Raw genomic sequence first — 16,498 nt, forward strand, 5'->3', positions numbered from 1 at the left:
AGGCTGTTCTTTGGATTCCCTCGTCACCGCGAAGAACGCTGTGCTCTGGCGAAGGTGCCGCGCTCGTAACTTCATCCTGGTCATCACTGACTTCAAGGGCTTTTCGTAATGAATTCACTCATCCTGATGTTTCTCGGCCTCGCCTTTATTGCGGCGGGCTATTTTCTGTACTCCAAATACCTTGCCGACAGGGTCTACAAGCTGAACCCGCGGGCAATCACACCCGCACACTCGCAAAAAGACGGTGTCGATTTCGTCCCCACCAACAAGTGGGTGCTGTGGGGTCACCACTTCACCTCGGTTGCCGGCGCCGCGCCCATCACCGGCCCCGCTATCGCCATGATTTGGGGTTGGCTTCCCGCATTCCTCTGGGTGACGATCGGCACCGTGTTTTTTGCCGGGATGCACGACTTCGGTGCCCTGTGGGCATCCACCCGCAACAAGGGTCACACCATCGGTGATCTCGCCAAACGCTATATCGGTTCGCGCGGCTCGCTGCTGTTTACCATCGTGATTTTCCTGCTGATCGTGATCGTCAATGCTGTATTCGCGTCAATCATTGCCGGTCTGCTGGTGGATAAACCGACCTCGGTGATTCCCACCTGGGGTGCGATCGTGGTGGCGCTGCTGATCGGTCAGGCAATCTACCGGTTCAAGTGGAACCTGCCGCTGGTGTCGATTGCGGGTGTCATCGTGCTCTACGGTCTGATGACCCTCGGCGATATGTATCCGATTAAGTTGCCCGAAATCATCATGGGTATGTCGGCAGAGTCGTTCTGGATTGTGGTGTTGTTCATCTATGCGGGTATCGCTTCGCTGATGCCGGTGTGGATGCTGCTGCAGCCGCGCGACTACATCAACGGACTGCAGCTGTTCGTGGGCCTGGGGATCCTCTATCTCGCCATTATCGTTTCGGCGCCAACGGTAATGCTCGATCCGATCGCCACCGAGGTGCCTGCTGGCACGGCGCCGATCTGGCCGCTGCTGTTCGTGACCGTCGCCTGTGGTGCGATCTCGGGTTTCCATGGCGTGGTCGCCTCGGGTACGTCATCAAAACAGCTCGATAAAGAAACGGATGCGCGCCTGGTTGGCTATTTCGGTGCCGTGGGTGAGGGCCTGCTGGCGCTCGGCACTATCGTGGCCGTGTCATCGGGCTTCAACACCGTGGGCGAGTTTCACGAGGCATACCTCGATGGTGGTATCGGTGCCTTTGTCGCCGGTGGTGGCAATATCCTCAACGCCGGGCTCGGTATTCCGCTCAGCCTGAGCGCCACCATTCTCGCCACTATGGCGGTGCTATTTGCGGCCACCACGATGGATACCGCGGTGCGGCTGCATCGCCTGGTGATTGTTGAGCTGGGCGCCCGAATGGGAGTCAAGATTTCGCCGCTGGTCGGCACCGTCATCGCCGTGGGCCTGGGCTTGGGCCTTGCTTTTGGTGCTGGCGAAAATGGTTCGGGCGGTATGGTGCTGTGGCCACTATTCGGCACTACCAACCAGATACTTGCAGTGCTGACCCTCGCGGTGCTCGCGGTGATTCTGATGCGCAAGCGTCGCCCGGTGTTGCCGATTCTGATCCCGCTGCTGTTTGTATTTGCGATGACGTTCTGGGCGCTGGTGTTGCAGCTGCTGGCGTTCGCGAGAGATGGCGACTGGCTGCTGCTGGTGCTCGGTGGTGCGGTCTTTGTGGCCGCACTGTGGACGGTTATCGAGTCGGTCACCTCGATGCGTCGCGCGATGATCGAAGATCCCGAACCGGCAGACGCCGACGGCGTCGAAGAGTGGCCCGAGGGGGCCGAAGTGGCCTCGGGCCAGTCGGACACAGCGAACTAGTGTCACCGCAGCGCCGCCCGGGTAGTGGGGAACATACAGGTTCTCCACTGCCCGGCTGGCGGCATTTTGCCGCGCGCCTGCGCGAAAAGTTCGATGCTTTCAACAAGGGCCTGAACGAGTATTACGTGGGGCCATATCGGCAGACGATGAAGCGTGCCGAGCGCGATGAAAACGATCTGCTGATGCTCTACATCTATGGCGAGGCGCTCGGCATTCCCGGGCCGGCCAACTATTACCTCATGGAGCTGTATCCGGTGCTGCTTGACGAGCTGCACGAGTGGCACACTCGAGTTGGCCTCGATCGTTCACCTATTGCGGGCGCTCGCTGCTGCTGAATCTGGCACGAGTTGAGTTCGACAAACGACCGCATCACAACGGGGGTACGCACACAGATGTTTCACGATGAGATCGCGCAGCGACGAGTGCTGTTTTTTGGTGGCAAGGGTGGTGTCGGCAAAACCACTAGCGCGGCCACGGTGGCGCTCGACCAGGCTCGCGCTGGCCGACGCGTGCTGCTGGTCTCAACCGATCCCGCGCACAATCTCGGCCACCTATGGGAACGCAAAATTGGCGAGAAACCGGAGACGCTGCGGCGCGGGTTGGATGCGGTAGAAATCGATCCTGACCGCGAAGCCGACCGCCACTTCAAAGCCGTTGGGCAGCACCTGTACGGCATGATGCCCGAACACCTACACGGCGAGGTGCACCGCTATCTGCAGGTGTCGGCACAGGCTCCGGGTGCCCACGAGGCGGCCATACTCGAGCGCACCGCTCAGCTCACGGTTGACGGTCTGCGCGACTACGACCTCGTGGTGTTCGACACCGCCCCGAGCGGGCACACTGCACGACTGCTGGCGCTGCCCGAAATGATGGCGCAGTGGACGAGGGCACTGCTCGATAACCGTGCTCGCGCCGACCGCTTCGCTTCGGTGGCACGCTCACTCGACGGCGGTAACGCAGAATCGGGAATCGGTGCTCGTCGCAGTCGCGACCAGCGCATCCGTGAACTGCTCGACCGGCGCCAGACGCTCCTCGCCGACTTTCGGGCCGCGATCACCGACCCGCAACTCGCCGGGTTCATTATCGTGTTGGCAGCCGAACGGATGCCGGTGCTCGAAACGCTCGAGCTGCGCAAGCAGCTTGCCGAGTCGGATATCTCGGTGATCGCCTACGTGATTAATAAGCGCACCCCGGATGCGGTTGATAACGAACTGCTTGCCATCCGTCATGAGGCTGAAGAAAACTGGGTGGCACAGCTTCGCCGCGGTGTGGGTGCGCGCGCACTGATCGTGCAGACGCCGCTATTGGCGCGCGAACCGATCGGTGAGCAGGCGCTCACCGAGTTTGGTGGCATGCTGCTCGGCAGGCAGTAACACCCGAGGCGCTGCCTCCTAGACTTTCCGCAGCAGCACTCGCTCAACCGAGTGGTCGGCCGACTTGCGCAGAATGAGCTGTGCGCGCGGACGGGTGGCGAGCACATTCTCTTCGAGGTTCGGGAGGTTGATTGTCGACCAGATCTCGCGTGCCGTGGCGCGCGCATCCGCCTCGTTGAGATCGGCATAGCGACGGAAATACGATGAGGGATTGGCGAACGCACCCTTTTGCAGTTTCAAAAAGCGTTCGATATACCAGCGTTCAATATCCGCGGTGCGTGCATCCACATACACCGAAAAATCGAACATATCGCTCACCGCGAGCGCGCGTCCCGGAGGCGACGGTTGGAGCACGTTCAGCCCCTCGATGATGAGCACATCCGGCGAGTGCACCACTATCTCGGCGTCGGAGACGATGTCGTACACCATGTGCGAATAGAACGGTGCCCGCACCTCTGGTACCCCCGACTTCACTTGGGTCACAAAGCGCAGCAGCGCCCGCTGGTCATACGATTCGGGAAAACCCTTGCGATGCATGATGCCGCGCCGTTGCAATTCGGCATTGGGGTAGAGAAAGCCATCGGTGGTGACCAGCTCAACCCGCGGGGTGTCATCCCAGCGACGCAGCAGCTCGCGCAGCAATCGCGCCACGGTCGACTTACCCACCGCAACCGATCCGGCCACCCCGATCACGAACGGGGTACGAACCGAGCGTTCGCCAACAAACGAAGAGGTGGCGCGGTGCAGTTCGCGGGTGTTCATAATGTGCAGGTTCAGCAACCGCGATAGCGGCACGTACACTTCGCGCACCTCGGCAATATCCACCGGGTCGCCGAGCGAACGCAGCCGCACCACATCGGCCTCGCTGATCGTCAGGGGGGTGGTGGGGGCGAGATCAGCCCACTCGTGACGCGCCACCTCAAGAAACGGGGTCGATGAATGCGCGCTGGTGTCACGACGGTGGCCTGCCTGCATGGGGTTCAAGCTTAGCGAGCATCTCTCTGCTTTTATGCGCGACAATGGAGACCATGTGTGGAATTGTGGGATACATCGGACCTCGTGCCTGCCAAGACATTTTGCTGAGCGGGCTTGGTCGACTCGAATACCGCGGCTACGACTCGGCCGGTATCGCGCTGGTTGATGATGCGGGCAAACTGCAGATGCGTAAGCGGGCCGGCAAACTCTCGGTGCTGCGTGACGACCTTGCCGCGCATCCGATGCCTGACGGGAAAGTCGGTATTGGGCACACCCGCTGGGCCACGCACGGTGCTGCCAACGACCTCAACGCCCACCCCCATCTGAGCGATAACGGCAAACTCGCCGTCATCCACAACGGCATTATCGAGAACTTTGTGGCGCTGCGTGATGAACTGCTCGCCGAGGGGGTTGAGTTTGTTTCTGAAACCGACACCGAGGTGGCAGCGCACCTGCTTGGCCGCGAGTATCGCCGCATCGGCGACCTGGTCGCCGCTTTCCGTGCCGTTGTCGGCCGGCTCGAGGGAGCTTTCACGCTGCTGGCAATTCACGCCGAGCAGCCGGATGTGATTGTCAGCGCGCGGCTCAACTCGCCGCTGGTGATTGGGCTGGGCGATGGTGAGAACTTTCTCGGATCGGATGTGGCGGCGTTTGTGGCGCACACGCAGACGGCGATTGCGGTGGGGCAGGCCCAGATAGCGGTTGTGCGCGCCGACTCGGTCGAACTCACCGACTTCGAAGGAAATCCGGTCACCGGCGAACAGTTCCACATCGACTGGGATGCATCGGCTGCCGAAAAGGGTGGCTGGTCGTCGTTCATGGCCAAGGAAATTTCGGAGCAGCCCGAAACCGTTGAAAATACGTTGCGCGGCCGCATCAAAGACGGCCAGGTTGTGCTCGACTCGCTGGCCGGTTTGGGCGAAGATTACTTCCGTGAAATTCACCGCATTGTCGTGGTGGCTTGCGGTACCGCGCTGTATGCCGGGATGACCGCGGCCTATGCTGTCGAAAAGTGGACCGGTGTGCCGGTGGCGGTCGAACTCGCACACGAGTTCCGTTACCGTCAGCCCGTGCTCACCCCGCAGACGCTGGTGATTTCGGTGTCGCAATCGGGCGAGACGATGGACACGCTCATGGCGGTGCGTTATGCCCGTGAGCGCGGGGCCAAGACACTGTCGATCTGCAATACCCAGGGGGCAACTATCCCGCGCGAATCGGATGCGGTGGTGTACACGCACGCCGGCCCCGAGGTGGCGGTGGCCTCGACTAAGGCATTCGTTGCACAGATGTCGGCGCTCTACCTCGTGGGGCTCTACATTGCGCAGCTTCGCCAGTCGCTGCCGACGGCAGAAGTCGCGGCGATCACCACCGAGTTTGAGACCCTGCCGGGCAAGATTGCCGAGGTGCTCAACCACTATCAGCGCATCGCCGAGCTGGCGAACTGGATGGCCGACACTCGCTCGGTGCTTTACCTGGGACGCAATGTGCTCTACCCGATCGCGCTCGAGGGTGCGCTCAAGCTCAAAGAAGTGGCCTACATCCATGCCGAAGGTTTTGCCGCGGGTGAGCTGAAGCACGGCCCAATCGCGCTTATCGACCACGGTCAACCGGTGTGGGTGCTGGTGCCGAGCCCGCGCCACGACGACACGCTGCATCCGAAACTGATCTCGAACATCCAAGAGATCCGCGCCCGCGGTGCCCGCGTGCTGGCGGTTGCCGAACGCGGTGACGCGGCGGTGCTGCCGTTCGTTGATGAAGTGTTCGATGTGCCGATGACCAAACCCGAGTTTGAACCGCTGCTGCAGGTGATTCCGCTGCAGTTCTTCGCGCTCGAACTGTCGACCGCGAAGGGTCTGGATGTTGACCAGCCCCGGAACCTGGCAAAGTCGGTCACGGTCGAATAGTCGATGATCGTCGGAATCGGCACCGACTCGGTTGAGATCGCCCGCGTGGCACGCGCGCTGCAAAACCCAAAGTTTGCGCGGCGCGTGTTCATGCCCGCCGAACTCGAACTTCCGCTGCCCTCGATCGCGGCACGGTTTGCTGCCCGCGAAGCGGTGGTGAAAGCGCTCGGCGGACTGGGGCGATTTGGTGCGGATGCACCGCCGTTGCGCGAGTTTGAGGTGGTGCGCACACCGCTTGGGCCGCCCAAGTTCAAACTTGGTTTAGCGGCCGCGGCCGCGGTGAGTAGCATCGAAGTGACCGCTTTGCACGTGTCGTTGAGTCATGACCGCACCTATGCATCTGCGTTTGTGGTGGCGGAGCGACTCGAAACCGATACGCGAGCGGACAAGCCATGCTGAACACAGCGGTAGAGGAGTGACCGTGGGTCCGATCATTGACGTCGACCTCGACGCCATCGTTCACAACTACCAGGCATTTGCCGAGTCGGTGCAGGTGCCGGTGTTATCGGTCGTGAAAGCCGACGCGTACGGGCACGGGACACTGCCGGTGGCGCGCGCCGTAACCGACGCGGGATGCGGGTGGCTTGGCACCGTCGACATTAGCGATGGGCTGGCGCTTCGTGCGGGCGGGTTGACGGATGAGCGCATCCTCACCTGGATGCACTCACCGGCCACCGACTGGGCAAAGGCTTTTGACGCCGAGCTGGATATTGCGGTGTCGACTATCGAGCAGCTGTCGCTTGTGGAACGTGCCGCCACGAAGTTCTGCAGTAAAGGCGTCGAGGCTCCGCGCGTGCATCTCAAACTCGATACCGGTCTGGGGCGCAACGGCGCCGCCTGCAACACCTGGCGCGCACTGATCGCGCAGGCGGCCGAAGCCGACCGTGCCGGAGTGCTGCGAGTGTGCGGGCTCATGAGCCATCTGTCGGGCAGTAGCGCCGCCGATGATCTGCAGCAGGGAGCGCGGTTTGCGGCTGCCCGCCAGCTGGCGCAGGAAGCTGGGCTGCACATTGAACACGCCCACATCGCTGCCACGGCGGGCGCGATGAAGTATCCGCAGCTGCGCCACGATCTGGTGCGGCTTGGTATCGGGCTGTATGGTTTGGCCCCCGACGAGTCGGGGGCCCTGGATGCGCTCGAGCTGCGCCCGGCGCTGCGGCTGCGGGCACCGATCCGCCGCTTCAACAACCGCTGGGCCGTGGCGGTGGGCGAGGGTGACGGGCTCCCACCGCTTGTGTCGCAGCTGCCGCCGCTTGTGTCGCAGCTGCCGCCGCTTGCCGATTCGCAGGGTACGCTCTGGAAGATTGACCGCATCGGGCCGCTCCACCTGTATCTTGCGCCGGTGGGGGATGCGCCCGCTGCCGACCCGAGTTATGACGCCACCGCACCCGAAGAGCCCGGGCGTGAACTCACCATCATCGGGCACAGTCACGATCAAGCGGGTGAGCTGGTCGGCGCCGACGCCGACGATTGGGCGCGCGCTGGCGGCACGATCAACTATGAGATCACCACCCGCCTCACCCGCCGCATCCTGCGCGACTATGGTGGGCATCCGGCCGCCGAAGGCACCAATATTGCCTGGCCACCAATGGAAGAATCTGAACAGCGCAGCAAACGATCGATCACCGCGCCGCTGCGCGAAGCGATCATCGATCTCGAACTATTCCAGCGCCGCCTCAGCCGGTTGACCCAGCGCGCGCTCGCGGTGGGGGCACAGCGCCGCAGTGCCGAGTTTGGGGTGGACGTGTCGTCGGATGCGTACGGCCACGGGCTCGACCAGATTCTGCCGTATGTGCGCAGCTCGGGGCTGCCGATTGTGGCGCGCACTCGCACCGATCTCGACGCGCTCGAACGTCGCGGGGTGACCGGGCACTATTTCCCTGATGCGCCCTCGGTGACCAGGGGCGTGTACGGCCTCGACCCGCGGGAACCGCTACCGCCGACACTGTCGCTAGTGAGCGAACTGGTGAGCGTTAAGCGGGTTCCCGCGGGGCAACAGGTCAGCTACGGCTATGAGTGGGCCGCGCCGAATGCCACCACGCTCGGGCTCGTACCGCTCGGTTATGCGGATGCGCTGCCGCGCAGCGCCTTTGGTAAGGCACAGGTGATGGTGGGTGGCTGGCCGGCCCCGATCGTTGGTCGGATCGCGATGGACCAGGTGGTGGTTGATCTTGGCGACCGTGAATGTTGGCCCGGGATGCGCGTGCAGGTGTGGGGCAGCACCGGTAATGATCTGAGCCTCAGCCAGTGGGCAACCTGGACGGGCTGGTCGCCCGAAGCACTCTGTGCGAATCTCGGCAGCCGGGTGGAGCGACGCTACCGCGGCCGGCAGGTGATGGTGGAGGTGAAATGAGCGAGGTTCAGCTGGCCGTGAACGACTCGGCTGCGATGCATCGACTCGGAGCCGGCCTCGCGCAGCTGTGCGAGGCCGGCGATGTGGTGGTGCTCACCGGTGAACTTGGCGCGGGCAAGACCACGCTGACGCGCGGGTTCGGTGAGGAACTGGGTGTGCGCGGTACGGTCGCAAGCCCCACCTTCGTGATCGCCCGCACCCATCCCGCGTTGGGTGACGGGCCGGCACTCATCCACGTTGATGCTTACCGGCTTAATTCGGCACTCGAGCTTGACGATCTCGATCTCGACCTGGATGCGGCCATCACCGTGATCGAATGGGGCGCCGAGATGGTGTCGGCACTCACGAGCAACTGGCTTGAGGTGGCGATCGAGCGCCCCACGGGCACACCCGCCGATGCTGACGAGCTCGAACAGCCCCGCCGCGTGACGATTCGCGCTGTGGGCGAGCGCTGGCAACACACAGATCTTGCGGGGATTGTCGCAGCGATTTGATGCCGAGCGACGGTGCGGCAGGTATGAGTGTCGGCACTAGACTCGAGATTATGTTTCTTGCGATCGACACCTCGGCCGGCACCGATGTCGCGGTGGTTACCGACGCCGGACGATTGCTTGCCGAATACCGCCTACCGGATGCGCGGCGGCACGCTGAAGCAATCGGTGTGGCGATCGAACAGGTGCTGCGTGAGGCGGGGCTGCGTCCACGGCACCTTGACGGCATTGTTTGCGGTATGGGCCCCGGGCCATTCACGGGATTGCGGGTGGGGGTGGCTGCGGCACGCACCTTTGCGTTTGCCGCCGGCATCCGGCTGCATCCCGTTGCCAGCCACGACGCAATCGCGCACGAATGGCGGCATGGCAGCGACCACACCGGCCCGGTGTTGGTGACCACGGATGCTCGCCGCCGTGAGCTCGCCGCATCCCGTTATGAACATGGCGAGCTGCGTTCGCGTGTGGGATTCACGCTGATAGCGCCGGGCGATGTCGCTGGCATCCTCGCCGCCGATCCCGAACTGGCCCGGGCGGATGCTCGCCAGGTTTCAGCGCACCATCTCACGCTCGCGTGGCTAGAGGCACAGCAGGCGCAACTGCCCGATATTGCCGATGACATCCTCTACCTGCGCGCCCCGGATGCAACACCCGGTGCGCAGCCGAAACGAGTGACCGCATGATTCAGGCAATGACGAACCAGCCCGCGATCCGCCGCGCAACCGCCGCCGACTTGCCGCAGCTGGTCGAACTCGACGCTCAGTCGTTCCCGCAGGCTTCGTGGAGCGAGACCGCATTTGCCAGTGAGCTTGCAAGCGAACACACCGGTTATTGGGTGGCCGAAGTGGCGGACGCCGTCGTTGGTGCGTTGGGGGTACTCGCGGCCGAAGGCGCGGGGGAAGCCGATGTGCAGACCATCGCTGTGGCCGCCGACTATCGCCGTCACCGGCTCGCCACGCGCCTGCTTCGCGAAGGTGCAGCCTGGGCCGTGAACCGGGGTGCGAAGCAGCTATTTCTTGAGGTGCGCGAAACCGGCACCCCGGCACGCATGCTCTACGAGTCGCTCGGGTTCACCGAGATCGGTCGCCGTGAAAACTACTATCCGGCCGAGCAGTGCGCGGCAATCGTGATGCGTGCCGATGCGCGCCGGCTGCTCGCTGCGATCGACACGAAATTGCGTGCGGGCGCACCCAAACAGCCGCTTGTGCTCGGCGTTGAATCGAGCTGTGACGAAACCGGTGTCGGTATTGTGCGCGGCCGTGAACTGCTGGCGAACGCGGTGGCTTCATCAATGGACGAACATGCCAAATACGGTGGCGTGGTGCCAGAAGTGGCCGCTCGGGCACACGCCGACGCGATCGTGCCGGTGCTGCGCCAAGCGCTCGATGAAGCCGGTGTCGAACTGAATGAAATCGATGCGGTTGCCGTTACCGCGGGGCCTGGCCTTGCCGGCGCACTCATGGTGGGGGTGGGGGCTGCCAAGGCACTCGCAGCAGCCACCGGCAAGCCGCTGTACGGCGTCAACCACCTGGTTGGGCACGTTGCTGCCGACCTTTTGCGTGACGAGGGCGCCGCCATCGAATTTCCCGCGATCGCGCTGCTGGTTTCAGGCGGCCACACTTCACTCATCCGAGTGGATTCGCTCACTGGCGACTCTCGGCTGCTGGGCGAAACTATTGATGATGCCGCTGGCGAAGCATTCGACAAGGTGGCGCGCGTGCTCGGTCTGCCGTATCCTGGCGGCCCGCATATCGACCGCGTTGCCGCCGACGGCAACGCCACAGCCTTCAGCTTCCCGCGCGGGTTGACGCATCCCAAAGATCGTGACCGGCACCGGTTCGATTTCTCGTTTTCGGGGCTCAAAACCTCGGTGGCGCGCACAGTCGAGGGGTATGCGGATCGTGGCGAAACAGTGCCGCTTGCGGATATTGCCGCAAGCTTCCGCGAAGCCGTGGCCGATGTGCTGCTCACCAAAGCGCTCGACGCCTGCCAGCACGAAGGTATCCCGCGACTGCTACTCGGTGGCGGTGTGGTGGCTAACGCCCGCGTGCGCGAGCTCGCCGAACAGCGCTGCGCAGCAGCCGGTGTGTCGCTGCATGTACCGCCGCTTTCGCTATGCACCGATAATGGCGCCATGATCGCTGCTCTCGGAGCCGAACTCGTCGCGGCCGGGCGCGCACCATCACCGGTGAGCTTTGCTGCCGATTCAACCCTGCCGATGACCTGCGCCCAGGTGATTGTGGGAGCGGCAGAACTGACCTCGACAACCAGCCCAGAAGTCGAAACGACACGGTAAACTCCTCAGACTTTTGTGTGATCCGCAAACCGGCAGCAGCATTACCGGCGAGTTGCAAACTTTTACCTCATAAGATGACGACGACGAACAGTGTTACCTGGAGGCGTGATGACGGCATCGAACGAACGATCGCAGAACCCCATGCCGGCGAACGAGCCCGAAATCGATGAAGTGATCCACCTTAACGAGGAGGATGCTAGCGAAGCGGCCGTTCCCGCAGCCGGCGGCACATTTGGGGTTACTGACGAAGATTCGGGTTACGGTGCCGCCAGCGGCGCCCACCCGGTTAACCCGGCCGGCGATGCGGCGGTCGCAGCAGACGACCGCATCGAGCGCGCCCGGCCCATGCTTCCCGAAACCGGTGCTGAACCCTCAACCGTTGACGCTGTGGTGCGTGACGGCAACCGCGAAGTTCCCGCAGCCGGCGGCACGTTTGGTGTCACCGAAGACAACTCCGGCTACCAGGCACCAGGGCAGCGGGCGTTTATGCCCGAACGCGCACGCGAACAAGAAATGCCCGGGCTACCTCCCAACGCGGGATACGCTCCCGCAACCGAGGGGCAGTTCGCGCCGACCCAGTATGGTCACGCACCCGCGCAAGCCCCCGTACCGCAGACGGTCGCCTACACCGCGCTCGTGCTCGCAGTTGGCGCACTGGTTGCGCTAATGTTTCCCGGCTCGGCTTGGATCGTTGGCGGGGTGCTCGGGGTCGGAGCCATCGTCGCGGGTGTGATCGGGATGCGTCAATCGAACCGGATGCTGTCGATGCTCGCCACCGGCGGTGGTGCCGTGGCGGTGGCGCTCGCGGTGGCCACACTGGTTGTGCTGTTAATCGTCTAGCTCACCGAGTTTCGCGCGAGCGGCTTTCGGTTGGCTGCGCCCTAGGCGCGTTCAGCGAGGATGGCTACGCGCCGTTCGCCCAGCCGCGTGCAGATGAGCGTGGCCGACCCGTGGCCCTTTAATTGCAGCTTGCGACGGAAATCCTGCGGGTCGATATCAACCCCGCGCACCTTAATCTCGAGCGTGCCAATCTCGCGCTCTTGCAGTTCACGCTTGAGTGTGGCGATATCGAGTTTGAACTGCTCGAGCACCCGAAATGATTTAGCAAACGGGGTTTCGACGGCCCCATCCGTGGTGATCCAAGCAATCTGCGGGGCAATCATCCGGCCACCAAACTGCGCCGCCAACTGGCCAATGAAACGGCCGCGAATAATGGCCGCATCCGGTTCATGCAGCCATGCCCCCAGCTCGCCGACAGCGGCATCGGGCACCGCATCTGCAATTGAGGTCGCCGCGGTCATCTCGCCGGTGCCGCTCGCCGAAATCAGTAGTGCGCTGCGACGCACCCGGTCACGGGCGGCCGCACCAAACCACAGGGAACACTCAACAAGATCACCACCCACAGAAACCCACTGCGCCTCGGCGGTGTCAGGAATGAGGTTGTGATCGAGCGCCGGGCCCAGTTTGACTCCTACCGCGCGCGTGCCATCGACGAACCCGAATGCGAACTCGAGCGAGGGCTGCCACTGTGCTGGGTCGCTGAGCCGTACGCTGTCTCCCGGTTCGGTGGCGCCCTCTCGCTGGGCGCGTCGCGCCGGGTCGAGAAATACTCCGTCAAAACCGGTGAGGTCCACATCTTCGGCGCGCGCATGTGCGACAGTGGCGTTGGGGAACAGCGCCAAATTGTGGGTGGCGATCGCCGCCGTCACCTCGTCGGCATCCACCGCCAGCAGTTCAAAGCCCAGGCCAGCGAGTGCCATCGAATCGGCACCGATACCGCATCCCAAATCGGCGACCCGTACGCATCCCGCGTGGCGAAAACGGTTCGCGTGATGAGCGGCAACTTCGAGGCGAGTGGCCTGCGCGAGGCCGTCGCGAGTGAACAGCATCCGCTGCGCAAACTCCCCAAACTTGACGTGTGCCTGCCGGCGCAGTTTGAGCTGTGTCATGATCACCGCCGACTGTCGAGGGGTGGCGCCGGCGCGGCGCAGCGCGCTCACTGCCGAGAGCGCATCACGCCCCGAACCCAGCTTGGCAAACTGGTTGAGCAGCGCGACTGTTTCGGGGGTGAGCAGTGTTCGGGCATCGTCGAGATTCATACTTCTACGCTAATGGCGTACAACGGGGAGCGCGCTCAGTTGGAACCTCCAGGCAACCGGCCGTAAAGTAATCGTTAGCACCCTCAGGGTGAGAGTGCTAAGACTTACCCAGTAAGCATTTCTGCAACGAAAGAGGTCAACTGTGTCGGTGAACATCCAGCCGCTCGAAGATCGCATCCTCATCAAGCAGCTCGAGGCCGAGCAGACCACCGCCTCGGGTCTGGTCATCCCCGACACCGCGAAAGAGAAGCCCCAGGAGGGTGAAGTTGTCGCGGTGGGTCCGGGCCGTTTCGATGACGAAGGCGAGCACCGCATCCCGCTCGATGTCGAAGTCGGTGACAAGGTCATCTACTCGAAGTACGGCGGCACCGAGGTGAAGTACGCGGGTGACACCTACCTGCTGCTGTCGGCACGCGACGTGCTGGCGAAGGTGCTCTAAGCACAAGTGGCTTGCCGATGCGCTGACATCGGCATTCAGACGCGCGGGGCGTCACCGAGTACGGTGGCGCCCCGTTGCATATTTCGGCGACCAAGCTCCCCTTACTCTCGATGCCGCCGGCTGCCCGGCCGACTGCGAAAACCTCTACGATGCATCCATGACGCACCGCAGCGACCGGGCTATCGGCATCACCCACGCACTTTTTGCGTACGGGATCTGGGGCATCCTCCCCATCTATCTGTGGTTTACCCGCCCGACCGGCACACTCGAGCTCATTGCGTGGCGGGTGCTGCTCTCGGTGGTGTTCTGTGCGGGCGTGCTGCAGCTCACACGGCGCTGGTCGCGATTCACTGCACTGCTGCGCGAGCGACGCACGGTGTTGCTGCTGGCGCTAGCGGGAGTGCTGGTGCTTGGCAACTGGCTGCTGTATGTGTGGACGGTTGAGCTGAACAAGCCACTTGAGGGGGCACTTGGCTACTACCTCAACCCGCTCATGTCGATGCTGTTCGGGATGCTCATCTTCGGTGAGCGATTGCGGCCGCTGCAGGTGATGGCGCTCGTGCTCGCAGCCATAGCGGTGGTGGTGCTGATTGTGGGATACGGCTCACCACCCTGGCTGGCGCTTTCAGTTTCGACCACGTTTGCGCTGTATGGCGTGGTGAAAAAAGCGATCAGCGGGCGAGTCGACCCGGTTGCGGGATTCATGCTCGAAACCGTCATGGTGACACCGGTGGCGGTGGTTTTGCTGGCTGTGGTGATTGTGCAGGGGAGTTTTACCTTTGGCACGGTCTCGCTCGGGCACACTGTGGTGCTGCTTTTGGCCGGGGTGATCACGAGCCTGCCGCTGCTACTGTTTGCGTCGGCCGCCGCCAAACTGCCGCTGATCGAAATCGGCTTCTTTCAGTTTTTGGGGCCGACGCTGCAGTTCATTGCCGGGCTCGTGCTGTTTCGCGAACACATGCCGATGGAGCGTTGGATCGCTTTCGCGATTGTGTGGGCGGCGTTGGCGCTGTTCGTGATTGACATGGTGCGCGATCTGCGCGCAAGCCGGAACCTGGTGGTGCCCACTCCCGGTGTCTAGCTCCATGCCGCAAGCTGTGGGTGAGGCTGCGCACACCGACAGCTGCGGGTGCCCGGCGTAAGATGAAAGTCACGCTGTGTATCAACCCGTAGATCCTGGAGCCGAGCAGAATGACCGAGCATAACCCGTTCGCCCTCACCGGACTCACCTACGATGACGTCCTTCTTCTCCCCGAAGAAACCGACGTCATCCCCAGCGAAGTTGACACTACCACCCGGGTAACCCGCAATATCTCGGTCAAGGTGCCGCTGATCTCGGCAGCAATGGACACGGTTACCGAGTCGCGGATGGCGATTGCCATGGCCCGCCAGGGTGGTTTGGGCATCCTGCACCGCAATGTGTCGATCGAAGATCAGGCCGAGATGGTCGACCGTGTGAAGCGTTCTGAGTCGGGCATGATCACCAACCCGGTGACCGCGACCCCCGACATGACCGTCGCCGAGGTTGATGAGATCTGCGGCCAGTACCGTATCTCGGGTTTGCCGGTCGTTGAAGAGGGCAGCAACAAGCTTGTCGGCATCATCTCGAACCGTGACATGCGCTTCGTGCCGATGAGCGAAATGCGCACCACCAGGGTGCGCGAGGTGATGACCTCGCAGCCGCTGATCACCGCCGAGGTCGGTATTGACGGTGACGAAGCGTTTGCGCTGCTCGGTCGCCACCGCATCGAGAAGCTGCCGCTGGTCGATAAAGATGGTGTGCTCAGAGGGCTGATCACCGTTAAAGACTTTGACAAGCGCGACAAATACCCGAACGCGTCAAAGGATGCGCAGGGCAGGCTTATCGTCGGTGCCGCAATCGGTTTCTTCGGTGACGCGTGGGAGCGCGCCGGTGCGTTGCGCGATGCCGGTGTGGATGTCATCGTGGTCGACACTGCCAACGGTCAATCGCGCGGTGAGATTGAGATGATCAAGCGGTTGAAGAGCGACCCGGCATTCAAGAACGTTGACATCATCGGCGGCAATATCGCCACCCGCGAGGGCGCAAAGGCACTCATTGATGCCGGCGCGGATGCGATCAAGGTGGGTGTCGGCCCCGGTTCGATCTGCACCACGCGCGTGGTTGCCGGTGTGGGGGTTCCGCAGGTGACCGCGATCTACGAGGCCGCACAGGCTGCTAGCGGCAGCGGTGTGCCGGTAATCGCCGATGGTGGCCTACAGTACTCGGGCGATATCGCGAAGGCACTGGTCGCCGGGGCGAACTCGGTGATGCTCGGGTCGCTGCTGGCGGGCACCGATGAGGCTCCGGGCGATCTGATTTTCGTGAACGGTAAGCAATACAAGCAATACCGCGGGATGGGTTCGCTGGGGGCGCTGCAAACGCGCGGCAAGAAGACCTCGTATTCGCGCGACCGCTACTTCCAGGCGGATGTGCCCAGTGACGACGACCTCATTGCCGAGGGGATCGAGGGCAAGGTGCCCTATCGGGGCACGGTGCGGCAAAACGTGCACCAGCTGATTGGCGGCCTGCACCAGTCGATGTTCTATGTGGGTTCGCGCACGGTGCCCGAGCTGCAGCAGCGCGGCCGCTTCGTGCGGATCACGCCCGCGGGGCTGAAAGAATCGCATCCGCACGATGTACAGATGGTGGTGGAGGCCCCGAACTACCGCCGCTAAGCGCTGAATGAGGGTGGGGCACCCCGACGTGGTGCCCCACC

The 16,498-nt window shown here is 63.1% G+C and carries 15 protein-coding genes; 13 read left to right on the forward strand and 2 right to left on the reverse strand.

All coding sequences use genetic code 11. The annotated features are described in order from the left end of the window. The first annotated feature begins 108 nt into the window (after positions 1 to 108). The 3 genes from RQ865_RS07550 to RQ865_RS07560 are packed head-to-tail and all read left to right on the forward strand — an operon-like array spanning position 109 to position 3,206. Positions 109 to 1,833, forward strand: a complete 1,725-nt coding sequence (locus tag RQ865_RS07550) for a carbon starvation protein A (protein WP_311478581.1) — start codon at positions 109 to 111, stop codon at positions 1,831 to 1,833. Then, a complete protein-coding gene (locus tag RQ865_RS07555) occupies positions 1,833 to 2,168 on the forward strand; it encodes a cory-CC-star protein (RefSeq protein ID WP_311478583.1) in 336 nt (111 codons plus the stop codon). Before RQ865_RS07550 ends, RQ865_RS07555 begins: the two co-directional genes overlap by 1 nt. A gap of 12 nt (positions 2,169 to 2,180) precedes the next feature. After that, positions 2,181 to 3,206 (forward strand): ArsA family ATPase, encoded by a 1,026-nt coding sequence (locus tag RQ865_RS07560; protein WP_311478585.1) that lies wholly within the window; start codon positions 2,181 to 2,183, stop codon positions 3,204 to 3,206. Between the two features lie 18 nt (positions 3,207 to 3,224). Here RQ865_RS07560 and coaA read toward each other — a convergent pair whose 3' ends face one another. Next, a complete protein-coding gene (gene coaA, locus RQ865_RS07565; RefSeq protein WP_311478588.1) occupies positions 3,225 to 4,181 on the reverse strand; it encodes a type I pantothenate kinase in 957 nt (318 codons plus the stop codon). A gap of 53 nt (positions 4,182 to 4,234) precedes the next feature. On the opposite strand from coaA, the gene glmS reads away from it, so the two are divergent. The 7 genes from glmS (at position 4,235) to RQ865_RS07600 (ending at position 12,062) form a co-directional block, all read left to right on the forward strand. Continuing rightward, positions 4,235 to 6,085, forward strand: a complete 1,851-nt coding sequence (gene glmS / locus RQ865_RS07570; RefSeq protein WP_311478589.1) for a glutamine--fructose-6-phosphate transaminase (isomerizing) — start codon at positions 4,235 to 4,237, stop codon at positions 6,083 to 6,085. Between the two features lie 3 nt (positions 6,086 to 6,088). Next, positions 6,089 to 6,484 carry a holo-ACP synthase gene (acpS, locus tag RQ865_RS07575; RefSeq protein WP_311478590.1) on the forward strand — a complete coding sequence of 132 codons (396 nt, stop codon included), beginning with the start codon at positions 6,089 to 6,091 and terminating at the stop codon, positions 6,482 to 6,484. 22 nt (positions 6,485 to 6,506) lie between these two features. Then, complete coding sequence (locus tag RQ865_RS07580; protein WP_311478591.1) at positions 6,507 to 8,438, forward strand: alanine racemase; 1,932 nt, start codon at positions 6,507 to 6,509, stop codon at positions 8,436 to 8,438. Continuing rightward, positions 8,435 to 8,932 (forward strand): tRNA (adenosine(37)-N6)-threonylcarbamoyltransferase complex ATPase subunit type 1 TsaE, encoded by a 498-nt coding sequence (tsaE, locus tag RQ865_RS07585; RefSeq protein WP_311478592.1) that lies wholly within the window; start codon positions 8,435 to 8,437, stop codon positions 8,930 to 8,932. Before RQ865_RS07580 ends, tsaE begins: the two co-directional genes overlap by 4 nt. A 50-nt stretch (positions 8,933 to 8,982) precedes the next feature. Beyond that, a complete protein-coding gene (gene tsaB, locus RQ865_RS07590) occupies positions 8,983 to 9,609 on the forward strand; it encodes a tRNA (adenosine(37)-N6)-threonylcarbamoyltransferase complex dimerization subunit type 1 TsaB (RefSeq protein ID WP_311478593.1) in 627 nt (208 codons plus the stop codon). 8 nt (positions 9,610 to 9,617) lie between these two features. Further along, positions 9,618 to 11,222: a tRNA (adenosine(37)-N6)-threonylcarbamoyltransferase complex transferase subunit TsaD gene (gene tsaD, locus RQ865_RS07595; protein ID WP_311478594.1), complete on the forward strand. Its 1,605-nt coding sequence runs from the start codon at positions 9,618 to 9,620 to the stop codon at positions 11,220 to 11,222. 108 nt (positions 11,223 to 11,330) lie between these two features. Continuing rightward, positions 11,331 to 12,062: a hypothetical protein gene (locus tag RQ865_RS07600; RefSeq protein WP_311478595.1), complete on the forward strand. Its 732-nt coding sequence runs from the start codon at positions 11,331 to 11,333 to the stop codon at positions 12,060 to 12,062. A 41-nt stretch (positions 12,063 to 12,103) separates the two neighbouring features. Here the strand turns inward: RQ865_RS07600 and RQ865_RS07605 are convergent, their stop codons facing one another. Then, on the reverse strand, positions 12,104 to 13,321 hold the full coding sequence (locus RQ865_RS07605; RefSeq protein WP_311478597.1) for a class I SAM-dependent methyltransferase: 1,218 nt from the start codon (positions 13,319 to 13,321) through the stop codon (positions 12,104 to 12,106). 142 nt (positions 13,322 to 13,463) lie between these two features. On the opposite strand from RQ865_RS07605, the gene groES reads away from it, so the two are divergent. The 3 genes from groES (at position 13,464) to guaB (ending at position 16,457) form a co-directional block, all read left to right on the forward strand. Then, positions 13,464 to 13,760 carry a co-chaperone GroES gene (groES, locus tag RQ865_RS07610; RefSeq protein ID WP_311478598.1) on the forward strand — a complete coding sequence of 99 codons (297 nt, stop codon included), beginning with the start codon at positions 13,464 to 13,466 and terminating at the stop codon, positions 13,758 to 13,760. Positions 13,761 to 13,917: 157 nt separating this feature from the next. Beyond that, entirely contained in the window at positions 13,918 to 14,841 is a 924-nt protein-coding gene (rarD, locus tag RQ865_RS07615; protein WP_311478599.1) for an EamA family transporter RarD, read from the forward strand. Between the two features lie 110 nt (positions 14,842 to 14,951). After that, the gene (gene guaB / locus RQ865_RS07620; RefSeq protein ID WP_311478600.1) at positions 14,952 to 16,457 is read left to right on the forward strand and encodes an IMP dehydrogenase; all 1,506 of its coding nucleotides are present in this window, start codon (positions 14,952 to 14,954) and stop codon (positions 16,455 to 16,457) included. The last annotated feature ends 41 nt before the right edge of the window (positions 16,458 to 16,498 follow it).

Origin of the sequence: uncultured Gulosibacter sp., from assembly GCF_963509965.1 — a bacterium.
GTDB lineage: Bacteria > Actinomycetota > Actinomycetes > Actinomycetales > Microbacteriaceae > Gulosibacter.

What these genes read in the sequence shown, in the direction of transcription:
- RQ865_RS07550 (WP_311478581.1), top strand. Translation starts at nt 109, where the DNA reads ATGAATTCACTCATCCTGATGTTTCTCGGCCTCGCCTTTATTGCGGCG.
- coaA (WP_311478588.1), bottom strand. Translation starts at nt 4,181, where the DNA reads ATGCAGGCAGGCCACCGTCGTGACACCAGCGCGCATTCATCGACCCCG.
- glmS (WP_311478589.1), top strand. Translation starts at nt 4,235, where the DNA reads ATGTGTGGAATTGTGGGATACATCGGACCTCGTGCCTGCCAAGACATT.
- acpS (WP_311478590.1), top strand. Translation starts at nt 6,089, where the DNA reads ATGATCGTCGGAATCGGCACCGACTCGGTTGAGATCGCCCGCGTGGCA.
- tsaE (WP_311478592.1), top strand. Translation starts at nt 8,435, where the DNA reads ATGAGCGAGGTTCAGCTGGCCGTGAACGACTCGGCTGCGATGCATCGA.
- tsaB (WP_311478593.1), top strand. Translation starts at nt 8,983, where the DNA reads ATGTTTCTTGCGATCGACACCTCGGCCGGCACCGATGTCGCGGTGGTT.
- tsaD (WP_311478594.1), top strand. Translation starts at nt 9,618, where the DNA reads ATGACGAACCAGCCCGCGATCCGCCGCGCAACCGCCGCCGACTTGCCG.
- RQ865_RS07600 (WP_311478595.1), top strand. Translation starts at nt 11,331, where the DNA reads ATGACGGCATCGAACGAACGATCGCAGAACCCCATGCCGGCGAACGAG.
- RQ865_RS07605 (WP_311478597.1), bottom strand. Translation starts at nt 13,321, where the DNA reads ATGAATCTCGACGATGCCCGAACACTGCTCACCCCCGAAACAGTCGCG.
- rarD (WP_311478599.1), top strand. Translation starts at nt 13,918, where the DNA reads ATGACGCACCGCAGCGACCGGGCTATCGGCATCACCCACGCACTTTTT.
- guaB (WP_311478600.1), top strand. Translation starts at nt 14,952, where the DNA reads ATGACCGAGCATAACCCGTTCGCCCTCACCGGACTCACCTACGATGAC.